The sequence below is a fragment of the Stenotrophomonas sp. S41 genome, assembly GCF_016624625.1.
Taxonomy (GTDB): Bacteria; Pseudomonadota; Gammaproteobacteria; order Xanthomonadales; family Xanthomonadaceae; genus Stenotrophomonas.
The window spans coordinates 1-19,059 of the sequence record NZ_JACVTV010000009.1 but is presented as its reverse complement, the minus strand read 5'-3'; the positions used below and the strand labels follow the sequence as shown (position 1 = coordinate 19,059).

At 66.8% G+C, this 19,059-nt stretch carries 18 protein-coding genes; 13 read left to right on the top strand and 5 right to left on the bottom strand.

Translation table 11 applies throughout. From position 1 onward, the window contains the following. The first annotated feature begins 126 nt into the window (after positions 1-126). The gene (locus IAE56_RS03680; RefSeq protein ID WP_200751505.1) at positions 127-276 is read left to right on the top strand and encodes a hypothetical protein; all 150 of its coding nucleotides are present in this window, start codon (positions 127-129) and stop codon (positions 274-276) included. A gap of 72 nt (positions 277-348) precedes the next feature. Here the strand turns inward: IAE56_RS03680 and IAE56_RS03675 are convergent, their stop codons facing one another. Continuing rightward, positions 349-972, bottom strand: coding sequence for a YiiX/YebB-like N1pC/P60 family cysteine hydrolase (locus tag IAE56_RS03675; RefSeq protein ID WP_200751504.1), 624 nt, complete (start codon positions 970-972; stop codon positions 349-351). A gap of 154 nt (positions 973-1,126) precedes the next feature. Here IAE56_RS03675 and IAE56_RS03670 point away from each other — a divergent pair, with 154 nt between their 5' ends. The 3 genes from IAE56_RS03670 (at position 1,127) to IAE56_RS03660 (ending at position 4,962) form a co-directional block, all read left to right on the top strand. Further along, a complete protein-coding gene (locus IAE56_RS03670) occupies positions 1,127-1,648 on the top strand; it encodes a hypothetical protein (protein ID WP_200751503.1) in 522 nt (173 codons plus the stop codon). Positions 1,649-1,739: 91 nt separating this feature from the next. Next, on the top strand, positions 1,740-3,560 hold the full coding sequence (locus IAE56_RS03665) for a M3 family metallopeptidase (RefSeq protein ID WP_234455865.1): 1,821 nt from the start codon (positions 1,740-1,742) through the stop codon (positions 3,558-3,560). Positions 3,561-3,582: 22 nt separating this feature from the next. Next, entirely contained in the window at positions 3,583-4,962 is a 1,380-nt protein-coding gene (locus IAE56_RS03660) for a TPM domain-containing protein (RefSeq protein WP_200751501.1), read from the top strand. Between the two features lie 81 nt (positions 4,963-5,043). On the opposite strand, the gene IAE56_RS03655 is transcribed toward IAE56_RS03660, so the two are convergent. Beyond that, positions 5,044-5,712 (bottom strand): VOC family protein, encoded by a 669-nt coding sequence (locus tag IAE56_RS03655; protein ID WP_200751500.1) that lies wholly within the window; start codon positions 5,710-5,712, stop codon positions 5,044-5,046. A 189-nt stretch (positions 5,713-5,901) separates the two neighbouring features. Between IAE56_RS03655 and IAE56_RS03650 the strand changes: the two genes are divergently transcribed. The 7 genes from IAE56_RS03650 (at position 5,902) to IAE56_RS03620 (ending at position 12,919) form a co-directional block, all read left to right on the top strand. Beyond that, positions 5,902-8,307 (top strand): TonB-dependent receptor, encoded by a 2,406-nt coding sequence (locus tag IAE56_RS03650; protein WP_200751499.1) that lies wholly within the window; start codon positions 5,902-5,904, stop codon positions 8,305-8,307. Further along, positions 8,307-9,608, top strand: a complete 1,302-nt coding sequence (locus IAE56_RS03645) for an aminotransferase class V-fold PLP-dependent enzyme (RefSeq protein ID WP_200751498.1) — start codon at positions 8,307-8,309, stop codon at positions 9,606-9,608. Before IAE56_RS03650 ends, IAE56_RS03645 begins: the two co-directional genes overlap by 1 nt. A gap of 133 nt (positions 9,609-9,741) precedes the next feature. Then, positions 9,742-10,101 carry a hypothetical protein gene (locus IAE56_RS03640; protein WP_200751497.1) on the top strand — a complete coding sequence of 120 codons (360 nt, stop codon included), beginning with the start codon at positions 9,742-9,744 and terminating at the stop codon, positions 10,099-10,101. 9 nt (positions 10,102-10,110) lie between these two features. Next, on the top strand, positions 10,111-10,437 hold the full coding sequence (locus tag IAE56_RS03635) for a DUF2185 domain-containing protein (RefSeq protein WP_200751496.1): 327 nt from the start codon (positions 10,111-10,113) through the stop codon (positions 10,435-10,437). 283 nt (positions 10,438-10,720) lie between these two features. After that, positions 10,721-11,161, top strand: a complete 441-nt coding sequence (locus tag IAE56_RS03630) for a DUF2231 domain-containing protein (protein ID WP_200751495.1) — start codon at positions 10,721-10,723, stop codon at positions 11,159-11,161. Then, positions 11,154-12,464, top strand: coding sequence for a sorbosone dehydrogenase family protein (locus IAE56_RS03625; RefSeq protein ID WP_200751494.1), 1,311 nt, complete (start codon positions 11,154-11,156; stop codon positions 12,462-12,464). The genes IAE56_RS03630 and IAE56_RS03625 overlap by 8 nt, the downstream gene beginning before the upstream one ends. Before the next feature lie 47 nt (positions 12,465-12,511). After that, complete coding sequence (locus IAE56_RS03620) at positions 12,512-12,919, top strand: hypothetical protein (RefSeq protein WP_200751493.1); 408 nt, start codon at positions 12,512-12,514, stop codon at positions 12,917-12,919. Between the two features lie 136 nt (positions 12,920-13,055). Here the strand turns inward: IAE56_RS03620 and IAE56_RS03615 are convergent, their stop codons facing one another. After that, positions 13,056-13,718 carry an exopolysaccharide biosynthesis protein gene (locus tag IAE56_RS03615; RefSeq protein WP_200751492.1) on the bottom strand — a complete coding sequence of 221 codons (663 nt, stop codon included), beginning with the start codon at positions 13,716-13,718 and terminating at the stop codon, positions 13,056-13,058. A 169-nt stretch (positions 13,719-13,887) separates the two neighbouring features. Between IAE56_RS03615 and yidA the strand changes: the two genes are divergently transcribed. Then, positions 13,888-14,721 carry a sugar-phosphatase gene (gene yidA, locus IAE56_RS03610; protein WP_200751541.1) on the top strand — a complete coding sequence of 278 codons (834 nt, stop codon included), beginning with the start codon at positions 13,888-13,890 and terminating at the stop codon, positions 14,719-14,721. A gap of 54 nt (positions 14,722-14,775) precedes the next feature. On the opposite strand, the gene IAE56_RS03605 is transcribed toward yidA, so the two are convergent. Both IAE56_RS03605 and IAE56_RS03600 read right to left on the bottom strand, forming a co-directional pair. After that, positions 14,776-15,255, bottom strand: coding sequence for a hypothetical protein (locus IAE56_RS03605; protein ID WP_200751491.1), 480 nt, complete (start codon positions 15,253-15,255; stop codon positions 14,776-14,778). Between the two features lie 253 nt (positions 15,256-15,508). Beyond that, a complete protein-coding gene (locus tag IAE56_RS03600; RefSeq protein ID WP_234455861.1) occupies positions 15,509-16,039 on the bottom strand; it encodes a hypothetical protein in 531 nt (176 codons plus the stop codon). Between the two features lie 298 nt (positions 16,040-16,337). On the opposite strand from IAE56_RS03600, the gene IAE56_RS03595 reads away from it, so the two are divergent. Beyond that, entirely contained in the window at positions 16,338-18,644 is a 2,307-nt protein-coding gene (locus IAE56_RS03595; protein ID WP_200751490.1) for a TonB-dependent receptor, read from the top strand. Positions 18,645-19,059: the final 415 nt, after the last annotated feature.

Genomic DNA, 19,059 nt, shown 5'->3' with positions numbered 1-19,059 from the left:
GGGGCGCGCGGTGTTTCCGCGGGCGCGTGCACGCCATCCTAGCTGGGTTGCAACGCATGGTTAACCTTCGGCTGCAGACGATGGCCCCGTCCACCGCATTCCGCGCGTGGCTTCGGAGACACGGACATGGCACAGCAGAACCAGCAGAACCAGAAAGGTCAGCAGAACCAGCAGGATCAGCAGCAGGGTCGCGGTCGTGACCAGCAGCAGCAACAGCAGCAGGACCAGCAGCAGAAGCGCAACCAGCAGCAGGGCAGCCACGACGAAGAAGAATGACCCTGGTTCCCCCCAGGTCTGAACACGGAAGCCCCGCCTCGTGCGGGGCTTCGCTTTTCAGCGCACGCCGGTTTACAGCGCGCCGACCCGTTCCAGCACCGCGCTGGCGGCCATGTCGTTGGGGTTGGTGCCGGGCAGGCCCTGCGGCACGTCCATGCCCATGCCGCGGTACAGATCCACCCAATGCTGGGAGATCTCCCCGGTCTGCGGGTTGCGGAAGTTCATCGGCTGCAGCGCGAACACATGGTGCGCGCGGAAGGCACGCTCGATGAAATCCGAGCAGTAGTAGCTGTCCTCGTTCAACACGTAGGCCGTGTTGTACGGCTTGCCCAGCATCGTGCGTGCCTTGGCAACCGCATCGACGATCGCACCGGCCGGCGCCGCACGCAGCCGGTACACGACGATCTGCCGCTGCTTGCCGCGCGCGTCGCGCTGGAAGTCCAGCAGCGTCTGCTGCCGCGAGCCCTTCTCATCGGCATGCAGCACCTGCCAGCCGTGCGCACCGGCAGCCACCAGGGCCACGTGGTCGAAGCTGGTCGCGCCCTGCGTGGCGGTGGCATCGTCGATGGCCGCGCTCAGGCCGCTGTGCCCGGCGGTGACGAACAGCAGGTCGCCCTCGCGCACCTGCACGCCTGCGGCGAGCGCGGTCGAGAACGGGGAGAGCAGCAGGCCGATGACCAGCAGGAAGGTGCGCATGGGAAACCAGGGTCGGGCGGGAGCGGGCTAGTCTACCCCCGCCGCCTGCGGTGGTTCCCAACCACGGATGTGGAAGCGCAGTTAACCCACCCATGGCTATGCTTGCCTGCCGCGCCAGGCACCCGCGCGACCGACCCGGAATCAGGAGGATCCCTTGAACCAGCTTCACTACGCCGCCGTGGCACTTGCCCTCGGGCTGGTGCTGTCGGCCTGCAAGCCCGCGCCACAGGCCGCACCGGCCGAAGCTGCGGCGCCGGCCCCGACCAGCACGGCCGCCACCGCCAGTGCCCCGACCGCGCCGGTTGCGGCCTCCGCAGACGCCGGCACGCAATGCCCCCACCCGGTCTTCGCGGAGTTCCTCGCGCACTTCGGCCATGAGATCGCCCTGCAGGAAGCGGCCACGGCCGATCCGCTGCTGGACAGCTACATCGATGCCGGCGCCGAGCCCGAGCCGGCCACGGTTGAGCGCACCGTCGCGCTGGCCGAGGTCGAGTGGCCGGTGATGCCGGATCCGGCCACGCTGAAGGGCCGCGGCCGCGAAATGCAGGTCACCGCCCTGGCCGATGGCCAGATGCAGGTGCAGATGCGCACCCCCGACACCAGCGACCAGCAGACCTACACCTTCGCCCGCAGGCCGTGCTGGCAGCTGGTCAAGCGTGAAGACGAATCGATCTGACCCTGCCGTAGAGTCGAGCTTGCTCGACTGCGGATGAATCCAGTCGAGCAAGGTCGACTCTACAAAGGACGTTGTCATGAACACCCGCAGGATGCGATCGATCACCGCCAGCGTGCTGCTGCTCTCCACCGGTACGCTCAGCGCGCAGACGTTGCACGCCGACGACCGCACCTGGTTCGCCGATGCGGCGGCCGAGCAGGCGGCACGCACCAGGCTCTCTGCTGCCGTCGCCACGCTGCGCGATGCCGGCCCGACGGACCCCGCGACGCGCGTACAGCAGGCCGAGCGCCTGCTCGGCGAATGCCAGCGCCATCGCGCCTACCTGCACCTGCAGGCCGCCCGCAATGCACGTGACTCCCGCCCGGTGCAGGCGCAGCGCGCCGTCGCGGATGTGTGCGATGACGCCGCCGGCATCGCGCGCAAGGCGCTGGTCGATGCACCGGCCGATGCGCGCTGGGTGGCGCCGTACGCCTGGCTGCGCACGCGCGCGCTGGGCAACACCGGCATCTCCACGACGCCGCCTGCTGCAGGCGTGGAAGATGCCGTGGACGAGGTGGCCAGCCCGGCCCTGGATGCATTCGCACGCCTTCAGCGGCAGCTGCTGCAACACGCCAGCTATCCGTCATTCCCCAGCAACGGCGGGCTGCTGGACAGCCGCAAGGACAGCACGGCGCTGTCACGACACCCGGACCGTGCGCTGCGCGAGGCTGGCTGGAAGGGCTACTGGCAGGGCGTGGCATCGCAGCGTGAGGCCATGGCCAGCACGCTGCTGGCGCTGGTGCAGGTCAACGATCGCGCCTCGCAACTGCAGGGGGACGGCAGTGCCCCTGAGCACAGTTACCGCCGCATGGGCCTGGATCCGGATGCGGTGCAGGCAACCCTGGCCGCCGTGCAGCGCCATGCCCCGCAGCGCCGTGCCTACCAGCAGGTGCTGCTGCAACATGCCGAGCATATGGGCATGGCCGACCCGCAGATCTGGGATCTCAGCCTGCCCGATGCAGGCTTCGTACCGCCGGTCCTCACCCTTGAGCAGGTGCGCGATACCGCCACCGATGCGATGCGCGGGCTGGGACCCGCGTATGCCGGTGAAGTACGCGCACTGCTCGACCCGGCGCAGCGGCGCATGGACATGGCCCCGACGCTGGGTCCGCGCAGCGCCGATGCCTTCCCGGTCGCAGCCCCTGGTGTGCCCTCCCTGCTGTTCGTCGGCCAGCGCGGTGGCACGCTGGAAAGCGATGTGGAGGTCGTGCATGAGGCCGGGCATGCCGTGCATGGGCAATGGATGGAGCGCGGGAACGTGTCGGCGTTCTATCGCAACGGCACCTCGTGGTTGAACGAGGCCTACGCCATCTTCAACGAGCTGGAATTCCGCGACCAGCTGTACCGGCAGGCGCAGGACCCGCGTGCCAAGGCCTATTACCTCACGTCGCTGCTGGATGACATCGTGCTGCAGCTGTTCATCGCCTCCGAGGAGGCGCAGCTGGAGCAGTCGATCTACCAGGGTATGGCCGCTGGCACGCTCGGCACTGCCGATGATCTCGATGCGCTGACCCTGAAGGTGCTGTCCGGCTACGGCATGATGGCCGAGCGCTACCCCGCGCTGGGCGCCATCTGGGAAACCAAGCGGCTGATGTACGACGATCCGCTGTACCTGGCCAATTACCTGTTCGCCGGCCTGGTTGCCGTGCAGCTGTACGTGCAGGAGCAGCAGGATCCGCAGGGCTTCCGCCAGCGCTATCTGGCCGTGCTGTCCGAAGGCTTCGACCGCGCGCCGCAGGAACAGGTGGCGCAGCTGCTGGGCCACGCACCGGACTGGTCGGCGCTGGTGGATGCGGACCTGCAGGTGTTCGACGCCCAGGTGGCGCGCCTGCAGGCGCTGCATGCGCAGATCGAAGCCGGGCAGGGCGGCTGAAGGAACAACGATGGAGAAACTGATGGCACGACCGCAACACACGCACCGGCATCTGCTGGCCTACCTGTGGTGCGCGATGCTGCTGTTGGCGGTGCCCCTGCTGGCCATCGCCCAGACCCGGATCCCCGTGCTGGATTCGCCGGTGGTCGATCCCACCGGCGTGCTTTCGGCCAGCACCACCGATCGGCTGCAGCAGCAGTCGCGCGCGCTGTTCGAACGCAGCGGCGGCGCGCAGCTGCAGGTGCTGGTGGTGGGCAGCACCGGTGATGAGAGCATCGAAGCCTACGCCCAGCGCGTGTACGACCAGTGGCAGCTGGGGCGCAAAGGCGTGGATGATGGCGTGCTGCTGCTGGTGGCCGTGCAGGACCGGCACGTGCGCATCCAGCCGGGCTATGGCCTGGAAGGCGCGATTCCCGATGCGTATGCCAAGCGCATCATCGAAGAAACGATCCTGCCGCGCTTCCGCGACGGTGATATCGACCAGGGCGTGATCGACGGCAGCGCGCAGCTGGTCCAGCTCATCGATGGCGAACCGCTGCCACCGCCGCCCAGCAACAATCCGTTGGACATCGCCTGGGGCAACTTCGATACGGTGGTGTTCAGTACCGCGCTGCTGGCGTTCTTCGTCGGCCTGTGGCGATCACCGCGGATGATGGACCCGCCACCGCTGCGGCGGCCGGGCGGGCCGCGCAAGAAGCGCCGGAAAGCCGCTGCAAAGACTGCGGACGCAGCGGTGGGCGATGGCCCCAAGCCGCGCCGCTGGTGGCGCGCACCGCTGGAGTGGCTGGGCGTGATCATCGTGGGCATGCTGTTGACGGCGATCTTCCAGCCGCGCGCGGCGCTCGGCATGGGCATGCTGTTGACGTTCTTCGTGCCCGTCTTCTGGGGCTGTGGGCGCAGTTGGCGGCGCAGCCGCGGCACCCGCCGCACGCTGTTTGCCATGCTGGCCATCAGCGCGGTGCTGGCGTTGACCCTGCAGCTCACGCGCGGCGTGTTCCCCGGCCTGGTCATCCACGTGGCGGCTTACATCGCGCTGGGCGTGCTCGCGTTCCTGGTCATGCTGCCCTGCATCGTTGCCCGTGATTGCTGGCAGCGCAGCCGTGTCGAGTTCGCGGTGCGGCTGCTCGTGTTCCTCATCGTGGCCGGGTTGGCGGGGCTGTGGATCGTCGACGCGACACGCGATTCCGATGCCGGCATCTTCCTGTCGTCGGTGGCAGGGTTTGCGGCGTACGTCGGCTGGATCCTGTTGATGTCCAAGGGCGGCGGCGGTGGAGGTGGCGGTTCGGGCGGCAGCTCGCGCTCCTCGTCCTCCTCGTCGAGCTCTTCGTCGTCCTCGTCGTCGTCCAGCTGGTCCGGCGGCGGTGGCAGCAGTGGCGGTGGTGGCGCGTCGGGCAGTTGGTAGGTGTCAACCTTGGTTGACACGTCTCTGCGCGCCGGGACAGTGTCCGCCGGGCACGGCCCGGCGCTACCGTGGGCCGTGGATTTACGCGACCACCCGCCAGCCCTGTGCGGCATCGGACAGCTCACCGCTGCCCTGCACATCACCCACGCGCAGCAGCAGGCCCTGTGCGTTGGGCAGGTCCTTCTGCTCGGGGAACCAGCGGCGATCCGCGGCCACCACGATCAACAAGCCTTCGTCATCGCCCATTGGCGCGAAATGCGATGACGGCGGGCTGAGCGGCTGCAGCCCGAAACGCGCGCTGGCCTCCGCACGCACCGCATCCACGTCCGCACTCGGCAGGCCCACTTCACTCAGGCAGGTCAGCTCACTTCCGTGGAACGCGCCGCTATGCGTACTGGCCGGCAGGCGCTTGCGGCCGATCAGTTCCAGGATCAATCCATCCGGCCCGGTGAAATACACCGACTGCGACTGCCAGTTGCTCTCCAGCGCGAAGTAGTCGATGCCTTCGGGATTGCGCTGCAGCGGCATGCGCTCGCGCAGCCACGTCATGGCCTCGTTGAAGCGGTTGTCAGGCACGTTGAAGGCCAGGTGCACGCCGCCCAGCGGCTGTCCGTTGGCCTCTTGCAGTTCGATCGTGCTCCAGCCGATGTGCACGTGGTTGCCGACCACGCGCAGCTGCATCACGTCGTGGAACCAGGCGGCGACCGTGCCCATATCGGACACTGGCAGGGTGAGGTGTAGCAGGCGCATGATGCGGTCTCCTTGCGTGCGCGATGCTTTGATTCTATTACGCGCGAGCTGAGGGTGCCGCCCACGACGACTTCCTCCTGTCGCGTTCACGTAACGTCCGCTTCACACATCGCGCCGAGACTGCGCGACTTGTCCAGGCCGCCTGTACAGGCGCGCCTGACCCTGTCGTGCAGTCCCGGAGTACCCGTCGTGCAGAGCTCGTTGTTGTCGCGTTCCATCCTCCTCGCCCTTTCCATGGTCAGCGCAGGAGGCGCGATCGCAGCAGATGCCAGTACGGCAGACACCCCCGATGGCGGCACCCATGCCGCGCCGACCCAGCTGGACGCCATGCTGGTCACCGGCACCCGCGCCTCCAACCGCACCCAGTTCGAAACGCTGGCGCCGGTGGATGTGTTCACCAAGGAAGACATCAAGTCGGTCGATTCCACCGACCTGAAGGACGTGCTGGCGCAGCTGGTGCCGTCGTTCGTGGTGCAGCGCCTGCCGATGGCCGATGGCCAGGTATTCGTGCGCCCGGCCACCCTGCGTGGCCTGTCGCCGGACCAGACCCTGGTGCTGGTCAACGGCCGTCGCTTCCACCGCAGCGCGCTGCTGGGCAACCGCGGCGCACAGGCCGCTGACCTCGCACAGATCCCGACCAGCGCCATCAAGCGCATCGAAGTGCTGCGCGACGGTGCCTCGGCGCAGTACGGTTCCGACGCCATCGCCGGCGTCATCAACATCATTCTTGAAGACAGCCCCGGCACCGAGATCACCGCGGGCTATTCGCAGTACGCGCAGGGCGATGGTGCCTCGCGTGACTTCAGCGCCCGCACCGGCTGGGCGCTGGGCGACTACGGCAGCCTGACGCTGTTCGCCGAATCGTCGAATTCCGATGCCACCTCGCGCACCCGCCAGCGCCCCGATGCCATCGCCTTCCAGGCCGCGCACCCGGATCTGGACGTGCCCAACCCAGTGCAGCGCTGGGGCCAGCCGGAGCTGGAAAGCCGCCGCGTGGGCTTCAACCTGAAGGCCAACGCCAGCGATACGCTGGAGGTCTATGCCTTCGGCCTGTACAGCCACAGCGATGGCGTCAGCGATTTCAACTGGCGCAATCCGGACACCACCACCGGCGCCTACCGCACCACCAGCATCTTCCCCGGCTGGGATCTGCGTTCCATCTACCCGGTGGGCTTCAGCCCGCAGTACGGCAACGTGCAGAACGACCTGCAGCTGGTGGGTGGCCTGCGCGGCGAGATCACCCCCAAGCTGCGCTGGGATGTAAGCGCGTCGTACGGCCACAACGCCATCGATTACAGCCTGGACAACGCGATCAACGCTTCGCTGGGCCCGGACAGCCCGACCTCGTTCGACCTCGGCCGCCTGACCCAGACCGAGAAGAACGCCAACGTCGATTTCAACTACGAGTGGGACGTGGCCGCGCTGGCCAAGCCGGTCAACGTCGCCTTCGGTGCCGAGTTCCGCCAGGAAACCTATGAAGTGCGCGCCGGTGATCCGGCTTCGTACGCCGTCGGCCCCGGCGCAGCGGCCGGCCTGGAAGCCAATGCCAACGGCGCACCGGGCTTCTCCGATACCCAGGCCGGCAAGTGGGATCAGCGCAGCCACGCCGCCTACGTCGATATGGAAGTGCCGCTGGGCGAGCGCTGGAGCATCGGTGCCGCCGGCCGCTATGAAGACTTCTCCAGCTTCGGCAATACCGTGGACGGCAAGCTGTCGGCGCGCTTTGCGATCACCCCGGACGTGGCCCTGCGCGGTACGTTCTCCACCGGCTTCCGCGCGCCCACCCCGGCGCAGTTGAACACCACCAGCACCACCCAGGGCCTGGACACGCGTACCCTGCAGATCTTCACCAGCGGCCGTCTGTCGCCGAATGATCCGCTGGCGCAGCTGCTGGGCGCCAAGCCGCTCACTCCGGAAGAATCGCGCACTGCCTCGCTCGGCCTGACCTGGCGCACCGATGTGGGCTTGTCCGGCTCGGTGGATGTGTACCGCATCAAGCTCAGCGACCGCTTCAGCCAGTCGGCCAGCTTCGCCATTCCGGCTGGCACGCCCAATCCGCTGGGCTACACCTCGGTCAACTACTTCACCAACGATTTCGACACCACCACCAGCGGCGTCGACGTGGTCGGCAACTACCTGCGCGACCTCGGCAACGGCCGCATGACGCTGACCCTGGCGTACAACTTCAATCGCACCCGCGTGGACAACGGCAGCACCTCGGTGGCCACCAACGAAACCCAGCGCGTGCTGTTCGAAGACCGCCTGCCGGAGCACAAGGGCAGCTTCACTGGTACCTGGGATGTGGGCGCGTGGTCGCTGATGGCGCGCGTGCGCTACTACGGCGCCTGGACCGATTCCACCGGCAATGCGACCGGCGACATCTACCAGCGCTTCGGTGACATGACCTTCCTCGACCTGGCCGCCGGCTACCGCATCAACGAACACCACAGCCTGCGCGTGGGCGTGGACAACGTGTTCGACCGCTACCCGGACGAGGCGACCTTCCAGGCCAGCCGCGGCCTGATCTACTCGCGCAACGCACCCTACGACACCGACGGTGCCAACGTGTACGCGCAGTACCGGCTGACCTTCTGATGGACAGCCGCCGCCGTAACCTGCTGCGCGCCGGCACCCTGCTGCCGGCCGCCGCAGCGCTGTCTTCACTGCCTGCCATGGCTGCTGCACGCTACCCTGCGGCCATGGAGATTCCTGCAACGACCGTGGCACCGGACGTGCTGGCCCGCGATGAAGGCTACTGGGCCGCCGTGGCCAGCCACTTCGACATCACCGAGGAAGTGAACCACCTGGAAAACGGCTATTGGGGCGCGATGGGTCGCGAGACCCTGGCCAGCTACCAGCGGCACACCGCCGAGGTGAACCGTGGCAACGCCTGGTACGGGCGCCACACGTTCCCCGCCGAGTACATGGCCGTGCACCGGCAGGTGGCCGACATGCTGGGCGTGGGCGCCGACGAGATCGCGCTGACCCGGGGTGCCACCGAGGCGATGCTGGCCCTGATCGGCGGCTACAACCGCCTCGCGCCGGGCGACCAGGTGCTGTACGCCGACGTGGACTACGACAGCATGATCGGCGCCATGCGCTGGCTGCAGCAGCGGCGCGGCGTGCAGGTGGAGCGCATCGCCCTGCCGGCCGTGCCCGACCGCGCGCAGATCCTGCAGGCCTACGATGCGGCCTTCGCGCGGATGCCGAAGCTGAAGCTGGTGCTGCTGACCCAGGTCAGCCACCGCCATGGCCTGGTGCTGCCGGTGGCCGAGATTGCCGAGCGTGCGCGTGCACGCGGTATCGATGTGATCGTCGATGCCGCCCATGGCTTCGGCCAGATCGCCTTCGCGTTGCCTGACCTGAAGGCCGATTTCGTGGGCATCAACCTGCACAAGTGGATCGGCGCGCCGGTGGGCGTGGGCGCAATGTACGTGCGCAAGGGCCGCGTGGCCGACCTCGACCCGTACATGGGCGAGACCGACGATGGGCGCGTGGGCAGCCGCGTGCATACCGGCACGGTCAACTTCGCCGCGTACCTGGCGTTGCCTGAAGCCATTGCCCTGCACCAGCGCATCGGCTCGGCCAACAAGCAGGCACGCCTGCGTTACCTGCGCGAGCGCTGGACGGTGCCCGCGCGGCAGATGGCGCACCTGGAAGTGCTGTCCTCGCCGGACCCGGCATTGGCCAGCGCTCTGGCCAGTTTCCGCCTGCGCGGCCGCACCAGCGTGGCCGACAACATGGCGCTGCAGAAGCGCCTGCTGGATGAGCACCGCGTGTTCACCACGCACCGCGATGGCCTGGAATCAGGCGCCTGCGTGCGGGTCACACCCTCGGTGTTCACCCGGCCGCAGCAGATGGATGCGCTGGTGGAAGCGCTGGCCGCGTTGGCCTGAGGCCGCTCTGGTGTGGGGTCAGAGCCCTGGTGGGTGCCGACCGTTGGTCGGCACATCCCTCCGGGCGCGGCACGCCCGACCCATGCCATCATGCATGGGCCATGTCTCGCGGCCCTTTGCTCAAGGAAGACCGATGGTCAGGAAAGACCCGGACACCGAAACCCCCGTGGACGAGGCATTCCGTCCCACCCTGACCTGGATGGCCAACGAGATCGCCGCCGGCCGCGCGCCGCAGGCCGCGAACGTGCCCCCATGCAGCGCCGAGACCTGGGATGTCATCACCGGCATCCTCGAGGACTACGGCGAAACCCTGGTGCCGCTCCCCGAGGCCGCCTGGGAAACCTCGGTCAGCCAGTGGTACGGCGAGCGCTGGAAGGTCCTGGTCGACCTGCATACCGTCGCGGAAGGGCGAAGTGACCTGGTAATGGACGTGGATATCATCGAAACGGAAGCCGGTTTCGAGTACACCCTGCATCTGGTCTACGTCCCCTGAGGAGGCACGATGAAGCCGAAACAATTCCGACTCACCGCCGAGCAGATCAGCCCGCTGCTGGAGGGCTATGGCGCGTGCATCGCCACCGATCGCATCACCGTTGATGGCCAGCCCGTGGGCTACTGCTATCGCGAGGAGCCCGACAACGACGTGGACAGTGGCTGGCGCTTTCTGGCCGGCGACGAGACCGAGGAGTACCTGGACGAACCGGGAAACTCTGGCGTGTACAACGTGAACACCATCGCCAACTACGATTGTGCCGTCCTGGCAGTGGTGGACGCGCCAGCGGGTACCGCCTTCGAACGCAGTGAAGACGGAAGGCTTCTGCCGGTCTGATCGGTGATGCCACGATTGGCGGATGCCGCCGGTTGGTCGGCACATCCATCCACGCATGGCGTGGATCTACTGGTAGATGCCAACCTTGGTTGGCACGTCCATCCGGGCAATTGATCCCGGCATCTCCCATCCTGGTGGGTGCCGACCGTTGGTCGGCACATCCCTCCGCGACCGTGGCACATCCATCCAAGCCCGGCGGCACTCCCATCGACCATCATCGCGCGACCTCCCCGCCGGCTGTGCTACTACGGCCGTGTACCCCCTTCCTCTCCGGAGCACGACCATGGTCAACCCCGTCGCCCAGGCCCATCGCGGCTTGGGCACCACGCTTTTCAGCCTGCTGAATCCGATACCGTTCGGCTTCTTCGTCGGCGCCCTCATCTTCGACATCCTCTACCTCAACACCGCCGAGGTGATGTGGGGCAAGGCGGCCGCCTGGTTGATCACCTTCGGCCTGCTCATCGCCATCATCCCGCGGCTGATCAACCTGTTCGCGGTCTGGCGCCGCAACGGCACCGCCACCGGCCTGGACCGCGTGGATTTCCTGCTAAACCTGGTCGCCATCGTGCTGGCCATCTGGAACGCCTTCGTGCACAGCCGCGATGCCTTCGCGGTGGCCGTGCCGGGCACCATTCTTTCCGCGTTGACCGTGGGCCTGATCGCCATCGGTTTCATCCTGCTGTCGCTGCAGCTGCCGGTGCTGCACGGAGGTCGTCATGGCTGATCGCATCCTGCCCACGCTGGGCATCCTCTCGCTGTCGGTGATGCTGGCCGCCTGCGCGGGCAAGGCCGAATACCACCCGGCCGACCAGTCCGGTGCGCAGCCGCCGCTGCCCAAGCCGGCCAACTTCCTCATGCCGCCCATGCAGGTGCCCAAGGGCGTGGGCTGGGCCGACGGCCAGGCGCCCACCGTGGCCGAGGGCCTGAAGATCGAGCGCATCGCCGCCAACCTGCAGCACCCGCGCCGCCTGCTGACCCTGCCCAACGGCGATGTGCTGGTGGTGGAAGGCAACGGCCCCGGCGAAGAACCGGTCACCACCCCCAAGCAGTGGATCGCCGGCAAGGTGAAGGCGCGTTCGGGCAAGGCCGGCAAGGGCGGCAACCGGGTCACCCTGCTGCGCCGCACGCCGGGCACCGATACCTGGACGCAGCACGTCTACATCGAAGGCCTGCATTCGCCGTTCGGCATCCAGCTCATCGGTGACACGCTGTACGTGGCCAACACCGGCAACATCAGGCAGTACCACTACGTGCCCGGCGAAACCCGCATGACCGACAAGGGCCGCGAGTTCACCGACCTGCCCAGCACCATCAACCACCACTGGACCAAGGATCTGCGCGCGAGCGCCGATGGCAGCAAGTTGTACGTGGGCGTGGGCTCCAACAGCAACATCACCGAGAACGGGCTGGCCGTCGAATACCGCCGCGCGGTGGTGCTGGAAGTGGACGTGGCCACCCGTGGCAGCCGCATCTACGCGTCGGGCATCCGCAACCCCACCGGCCTGGACCTGGAGCCGAGCACCGGCAAGCTGTGGGCGGTCGCCAACGAGCGCGACGAGATCGGTGCCGACCTGGTGCCCGATTACCTGACCTCGGTGAAGGAAGACGGCTTCTACGGCTGGCCCTACAGCTACTACGGCCAGCACGTGGATGAGCGCGTGCAGCCGCAGCGGCCGGACCTGGTTGCCAAGGCCATCGTGCCGGACTACGCCATCGGCTCGCACGTGGCGCCGCTGGGCCTGATGTTCTACACCGCGCAGGCACTGCCGGCGAAGTACCACGGCGGCGCGTTCATCGGCGAACACGGCAGCTGGGATCGTTCGCCGCTGAGTGGCTACGAAGTGGTCTACGTCGCGTTCAAGGACGGCAAGCCGATCGGCCGCCCGGAAGCGGTGGTCAGCGGCTTCACCTCCAAGGATGAAAAGACCCTGATGGGCGCCCCGGTAGGCATGGCGATGGACGCCGACGGCGCGCTGCTGGTGGCCGACGATGTGGGCGATGTGGTCTGGCGGGTCTCGGCGAAGTAGAGTTCGCCCATCACCAACACCAGGCCATGGGCCGAGGAGTGACAGGGATGTCCAGGGCACTGATGTGGGCCGCGCTGCTGTGCACGGGCCTTGTGGTTGCCAACCCGGTGTCCGCATCGGGTTGGCAAGGCAGCTATTCCAACGTCTGCGTGCACCCGCAATCGGGTGACCTGCTGGGCGCGGAGCTGTCCTTCATCGCCTACGGCGGCGGCACGGCCGTGCTCTGGCAGCCCTTCGAAGGCGAGGGGCTGCCACCGCAGGTGCTGGTACTGCGCGAGGAAGGCGGTACCACGGTTGCGGCCGAGGCTGCGGGAGCGCCGGCGCTGTTTTCGATCACCCGTGAGCGCACGCGGATTCGTGTGCGTTACCTGCAGGGGCAGGATGGGGAAGTGATCGTGCTGCGGCCCGGTGCCGCGCAGTGGATGGGCGCCCGCCCGCCGGTGTGCCGGGCCTGAATTCCTGTTGCCCTGGCCTTTGTAGAGTCGAGCTTGCTCGACTGCTGTTGGTAGAAGCAGCCGAGCATGGGCTCGGCTCTACAGAAGATCAGAGGCAGTCGAGCAAGCTCGACTCTACACATTGGCCAGCACGCGTTTACACAGACGCGCTACTACCCCGCATCCCACTGAACACCGATTCCGCTGCAAACCCCACGCCCCCCAGCAGCACGCCGAAGTACACCACCGTGGCCACCACGAACGCGTAACCCGCCGCCACCGCCGCGCCATCGCGCTGGATGAATCCGATTGCGAACGACATCAGCGCCAGCGCGGGCAGGGTGTTGCTGAAGGGAATCGGCCCCGCCGGCGCCATCAACAACAGCGTGGCAAACACCAGCGCCAGGTTGTTCAACCGCATCATCTTCTTCGAACGCACCATCACCGCCAGCCGCATCGGCTGCGACAGCCGCTCCATGCGGTGCACCCACTTCAGGGCGCGGCCCAGGTTGGCCTTCAGCTTCTCGGTCGCCACCTCACGCTCGGCCAGGCGGCGCGGCACCCACAGCCGTCGGTCGCGTACGCGGCTCAGGCCGATCAGCAGGATGGACGCACCGAACACCGTGCTCAGCCCGGGAATCGACACCGGAATCAGGAAGATCGCCGAGAGCAGGATCACGATCAGCATCAGCCCCTCATCGCCCAGCGCCTGCAGCAGCGTGCCCACGCGGATGTGCTCGCCGGGCAGGCCGTGGATCAGGTCTTCAATCTGCTCGGCCAGCGGTGCGGTGTCGGTGGCCTCGGGGGCGCGGTAGGTCATGCGTCTGGATCTCCAGGGTAGGGCGGTCATGGGGGCCGTCCTGCGGTGGGGGGCGCACAGGCTTGCTGAGTATCCCTGCAGCCGCGCCCGGCGGTATGAACCGCGCATGAGGCGGGCAGGTGCACGACTGCCCTAAAATAGCGGTCCCCACATGCAAGGTTGGACGTTGATGGACATGGGCCGCAGGCAATCGACCATCGCACTGGTCGCCATCGATATGGATGGCACCCTGCTGGACCCCGCCCACACGCTCACCGAGCGGGCCAAGGCGGCCATCGCCCAAGCACGCGCGCTGGGCGTGCATATCGTGCTGACCAGCGGCCGCCCCGTATCCGGCCTGGCGCCGTTCCTGCAGGAGCTGGGCATCAATGGCGACGATGACTACTGCATCGCCTGCAACGGCGGTCTCGTGCGGCGCCTGGGCACCGGCGAGAACGTGGCCGAGTTCCCGCTCAGCTTCGACGACTTCCGCTACTGCGAACAGGTCGCGCGCGATATCGGCGTGCACTTCCAGGCCCTCGATGGCCAGCGCCTGTACACGCCGAACCAGGACATCAGCCGTTACACCGTCATCGACTCGCACCTCTCGCACGTGCCGCTGTCGTACCGCCGCGTGGAGGACATGGACCCGTCGATGTCTTTCATCAAGTTGATGATGATCGACGAGCCCGAGGTGCTGGACGCGGCCATCGGCCGCCTGCCGGCCGAACTGACCGAGCGCTTCGCGGTGCTGAAGAGCGCGCCGTTCTTCCTGGAAGTGTTCGACCACCGCGCCGGCAAGGGGCCCAGCCTGCAGAAGCTGGCCGAGCACCTGGGCATCGACCGCGCCAACGTGATGGCCATCGGCGACCAGGAAAACGACCTGACCATGCTGCAGTTCGCCGGCACCAGCGTGGCGATGGGCAACGCCATCGACGCAGTGAAGGCAGTGGCTCGCTTTGAAACGGCCACCAATTCAGAAGATGGCGTGGCGCGGGCGATCGAACGGTTCGTGTTGCAGTAAGCCGCCACCATTAGAAACGCCGCCGCGTCTGGCGGCAGCGTCGGGAAAGAAGTATTACTGGCAGATGTACTCGAGTGCAGTGATGGCGCTGTCGACGCCGAGCTCTTCGTACTGAATCTCGATTGTTTCAACGGTCTGCAAAGCAAGCACCGCGTACGTGCCGACGCTGCATGTGGCAGGCAGATCGCCAGAGTAGGCGTGCCCACCTACTGCATACACTCGTGCATAGCAGTAAGAGCCAAGCTGGTTTGGATTGTGGTCGCAGTCGTACATCTTTTGCAGGGCAAGCCCGATTGATGCCTCGTAGTTGGCTACCCAGCCACTGGATGCATCGCCGGCGCAGTTACCCGGAAAGCCCTGGATCCACGTGTGAGGGCTGCAGGTGTGATCTTCGTAGCTGTTATAGGGTGCTGACTTGAAATATGCGGTGCGGCCGCTTTCAACCCACTGCCCGGCGGCAGCATTCTGGGCGAAGGCGGTGAGGCCGAGCAGGCACAGTGCAGTTGCGGCGAGCGGTTTCAAACCATTCAACATGACGTTCGTCCTTTGAAGTGTCGAGTTGTGGCGTCGGAGCCTTGCATGGCAGCGCGTGCGGAAGGCTTCGCAATTGTCCGGGTGGCCGCCGCGGCCATAATCATCGAGCCCCCTGACGGGCGCAAGGCGAGAAACGTACCAAGAGTCGAAAGCCTGACGCAGCGCACATACGTCTCACTGCAACAGGCAGGTGTTAGTGCGGCTGGCACATTTTCATTCTGCATACGCCCATTACCAACGCAGTGCGCGGTGGTCAGCGCCTGAACCCCAGCACGCAGTGCGGAGCGTCGCGCTGGCTGCGGATCTTGACCTGCAGCGCGCCCACATCGAGCGAATGGTGCTGTTCGCGCTTCTGCGCGGTGGTGGGTGGGGCGTGGCTGGGCATGTAGGCATAGGGCTGCAGCGCGTGGCGCATCTTCAACCGTTCCAGCGGAAAGCACGGCGCTTCCGCAAGTGTGACGAACAGAAGAAGGATGTCATCCTCTTTGCCGCGGCGCACGCGGTATTCCACGCTGTCGATGGTGTAACCGTCGGTGGTTCGCATCGGCTGCGATCTATAGACGCGCAGCCCTGCATCATGCTCAAGGTGAAACGAGCCGACGACGCCCATTTCATACAGCTGGCCCGGACTGATCGGCCCCGGCGCGGTGACCAGCGCATCAATCAACGCGTCGAGTCGTTGCGGTGAATGCGCCTGTGCGCCCTCCTGCGCCTGCGCGGTGCCCATGCACATCAGCAGCACCCACGCGAAGGCAGATGCTTTCCATGCGGTCCGGCGGATCATCGGCACTCCTTGCAATGCAATCGTCGGTACTTGAGGTTACCCCACCGCACGATACCCGCGTATAACCGCGCTGTACCACGGTGCAATGGTGCGCGCGGCACGGCAGTGCAACACTGCGCCCGTCGAAACCACCCCCTCGCATTACCCGGCAGTTGACCGTCTTCCACTGCCCCTGACCGGCGCGAACCGCGCCGCTCCCCCTTCAACGCAATCGCATTCCAGCCACAGCATCGCCGCCGGTGCTGCCACGCGCTGGGCGTGTGCCTGCGTCCTCTTCCCCCTGCACCTGGATCTGGCCATGAACACTCCACCCACGACCCTGCTCGCCCTGGCACTCAGCACGGCCCTCGTCGCACCGGCCTACGCCGCCGAAACCAACGACGCACCCACCACCCTCAACGCCCTGCAGGTCATCGCCACGCCGCGCGGCGCCGCCGTCGCGCCCACGCAGGTAGTCGGCCCTAACCGCTACATCATCAACGCCACCGATCTCGATGGCATGGTCACCGGCAACAACGGGCTGGCCATGCTCAAGGCCGTGCCCGGCGCCAGCTACACCGCCACCGATGGCCTGGGCCTGGATATCTCCGCCACCAGCCTGTTCGTGCGCGGCTTCCGCATGAATGAAATGGGTATCACCTTCGAAGGCGTGCCGTTGAACGACAGCGGATTCCTCTCGCTCACCGGCACCAGCGTGGTGAATGTGGGCGTGCCCGATGGCATCGGCGCGATCACCGTCAGCCCGGGCGGCGCGCCGGTCAGTGTGTTTTCCAGCAGTGCCAACGGCGGCAGCCTGGAGTATCGCCTGCGTGACCTGCAGGACACGCCCAGTCTGCGCATCAAGCAGGGCGTGGGCAGCAACCGCACGCTGGTCACCACGGTGTCCGCGCAGACCGGCCAGCTGGGCGAGCACGGCCCGAAAGTGCTGGTCGACCTGCAGCGCGTCTCGGCGGACAAGTACCAGGGGGCGGGCACGCAGGATTTCCTGCGCGGCAACCTGAAGGCGCAGCAGGATGTGGCCTGGGGTGACTTCACCGTGTTCGCCTCCGACAGCAAGGCCAAGGTCTGGGGCTACAACAACATCTCCTTCGACATGATCCGCAAGCTGGGCTGGATGGCCGACAGCTTCTATCCCGACTATGCGTGGGCGTACTACGTGGCCTCGCCGGAGAACGCGGAAAAGTCCTGCGGTGCCTATACCTGCGGCGAGCTGTCCGAACTGATTCCCTACGACACCGGCCAGATCACCCGTGACCGCGTGGCGTCCATCAACCACCGCTTCCAGATCACGCCCGCGCTCAGCGGCAACGTGCAGCTGTACAACGCCAACAGCCACACCCAGGCCACGCTGACCGACCCCACCGTGCCATCGCCCAACGGCGCGCCGTTCTCCGAGCAGGTGCAGACCCCGCGCGTGAACCGCCTGGGCGGCATGGTCAACCTGCAGTTCGAGGTCGGCGCGCATATGCTCACCGCAGGGCTCTGGCAGGAACAGAGCAAGGCCGCCGCCCGCACCGACTGGTACCAGCAGCCGCTGCTGGGGCAGGGCAAGCCACTGAACGCCACCGGCCCGTTCGATGTGTACGGGCCGGCCTTCCTCACCGACAACGCCTCGCGCTGGGTGACCCGCTCGCGGCAGTTCTACCTGCACGATGACATCGCACTGAGCGATACGTTGAAACTGGGCGTGGGTTTCAAGGCCGTGGACTTCCGTACTGAAGGCGGTGGCCTCGGCGACGCGCCGGATCGACCGGTGTATGGCGCGCTGCGTGCCAAGGACAACTTCCTGCCGCAGGTCTCGCTGTTCTGGAGCCCCAGCGACTCCACCGATGCCTTCATCGACATCGCCAACACCATGAACGGTTATCGCGTGGCCCAGCGCGGCAACATCGGCTATACCGCCTCGGCGTGGACGATCAGCGACCAGGACGAGTTCGACCGCGTGGCCGGCACGCTGCGGCCGGAGAAGAACTGGAACTTCACCGTGGGCGCAACGCATCGCTTCGAGCGGCTGACGCTGACCGGCGATGTGTTCTACAACGATATCCGCAACCGGTTGCTGTCGGCGGCCATCGGCACCCAGTTCGCGCAGATCAACACCGTGCGGCTGATGCCGAAGATGCTTGTGATTGGCGCGGACCTGGGCATAACCGCGGACCTGAGTGATCGCGTGCAGCTCTACCAGGGCGTGGCCGTGGCCCGCTCGTACTACGGCAGCGATTTCGTAGTGGGCGATACCGTGTACCCCATCAAGGGCAACGCCCAACCCGGCTACCCGCAGGTCTCGCTGGTGAGCGATCTGTCGGCGCATTTTGGTGAGTGGCGCTTTGGTGCCACCAGCACCTCGTACCTGCGCCAGCCGTTTACGTACGAGAACGATATCCGCGTGCCCACGTTCTGGCAGGTAAACACTTACGCCGCATACACGCTGGGCGAGGGTAGCGTGCTGCCCGGCCTGGAACTGCGGCTGGATGTGAGCAACCTGTTCAACCGCAACAACATCGGCACCGCCACGATTGCCGGCTCCTCGTTCTCGGGGGATTACCAGACGCTGCAGCGCAGCGCCCCACGGCAGGTGATGTTCAGCACCGCAATGCAGTTCTAATGCGATGCCCCAGTAGATCCACGCCATGCGTGGATGCTCTTCGCAACCGGGGTCAGAGCCCTTTGCTCCGCAAAGGGATCCGACCCCTCACCGCGCTGCCCGCAATCGGGCGGGGTCGGAACCCTCCGCGAACGCGGAGGGCTCTGACCCCACCGCCGCGAATCCTGCCGACCGGGGCGCGCACGGCCCAGTAGATCCACGCCATGCGTGGATGCTCTTCGCAACCGGGGTCAGAGCCCTTTGCTCCGCAAAGGGATCCGACCCCTCACCGCGCTGCCCGCAATCGGGCGGGGTCGGAACCCTCCGCGACCGCGGAGGGCTCTGACCCCACCGCCGCGAATCCTGCCGACCGGGGCGCGCACGGCCCAGTAGATCCACGCCATGCGTGGATGCTCTTCGCAACCGGGGTCAGAGC

Excerpts from the sequence above, each read along its gene's own strand:
- IAE56_RS03680 (WP_200751505.1), top strand. The coding sequence starts at position 127 with ATGGCACAGCAGAACCAGCAGAACCAGAAAGGTCAGCAGAACCAGCAG.
- IAE56_RS03675 (WP_200751504.1), bottom strand. The coding sequence starts at position 972 with ATGCGCACCTTCCTGCTGGTCATCGGCCTGCTGCTCTCCCCGTTCTCG.
- IAE56_RS03665 (WP_234455865.1), top strand. The coding sequence starts at position 1,740 with ATGCGATCGATCACCGCCAGCGTGCTGCTGCTCTCCACCGGTACGCTC.
- IAE56_RS03660 (WP_200751501.1), top strand. The coding sequence starts at position 3,583 with ATGGCACGACCGCAACACACGCACCGGCATCTGCTGGCCTACCTGTGG.
- IAE56_RS03655 (WP_200751500.1), bottom strand. The coding sequence starts at position 5,712 with ATGCGCCTGCTACACCTCACCCTGCCAGTGTCCGATATGGGCACGGTC.
- IAE56_RS03645 (WP_200751498.1), top strand. The coding sequence starts at position 8,307 with ATGGACAGCCGCCGCCGTAACCTGCTGCGCGCCGGCACCCTGCTGCCG.
- IAE56_RS03640 (WP_200751497.1), top strand. The coding sequence starts at position 9,742 with ATGGTCAGGAAAGACCCGGACACCGAAACCCCCGTGGACGAGGCATTC.
- IAE56_RS03635 (WP_200751496.1), top strand. The coding sequence starts at position 10,111 with ATGAAGCCGAAACAATTCCGACTCACCGCCGAGCAGATCAGCCCGCTG.
- IAE56_RS03630 (WP_200751495.1), top strand. The coding sequence starts at position 10,721 with ATGGTCAACCCCGTCGCCCAGGCCCATCGCGGCTTGGGCACCACGCTT.
- IAE56_RS03625 (WP_200751494.1), top strand. The coding sequence starts at position 11,154 with ATGGCTGATCGCATCCTGCCCACGCTGGGCATCCTCTCGCTGTCGGTG.
- IAE56_RS03620 (WP_200751493.1), top strand. The coding sequence starts at position 12,512 with ATGTCCAGGGCACTGATGTGGGCCGCGCTGCTGTGCACGGGCCTTGTG.
- IAE56_RS03615 (WP_200751492.1), bottom strand. The coding sequence starts at position 13,718 with ATGACCTACCGCGCCCCCGAGGCCACCGACACCGCACCGCTGGCCGAG.
- yidA (WP_200751541.1), top strand. The coding sequence starts at position 13,888 with ATGGACATGGGCCGCAGGCAATCGACCATCGCACTGGTCGCCATCGAT.
- IAE56_RS03605 (WP_200751491.1), bottom strand. The coding sequence starts at position 15,255 with ATGTTGAATGGTTTGAAACCGCTCGCCGCAACTGCACTGTGCCTGCTC.
- IAE56_RS03600 (WP_234455861.1), bottom strand. The coding sequence starts at position 16,039 with ATGATCCGCCGGACCGCATGGAAAGCATCTGCCTTCGCGTGGGTGCTG.
- IAE56_RS03595 (WP_200751490.1), top strand. The coding sequence starts at position 16,338 with ATGAACACTCCACCCACGACCCTGCTCGCCCTGGCACTCAGCACGGCC.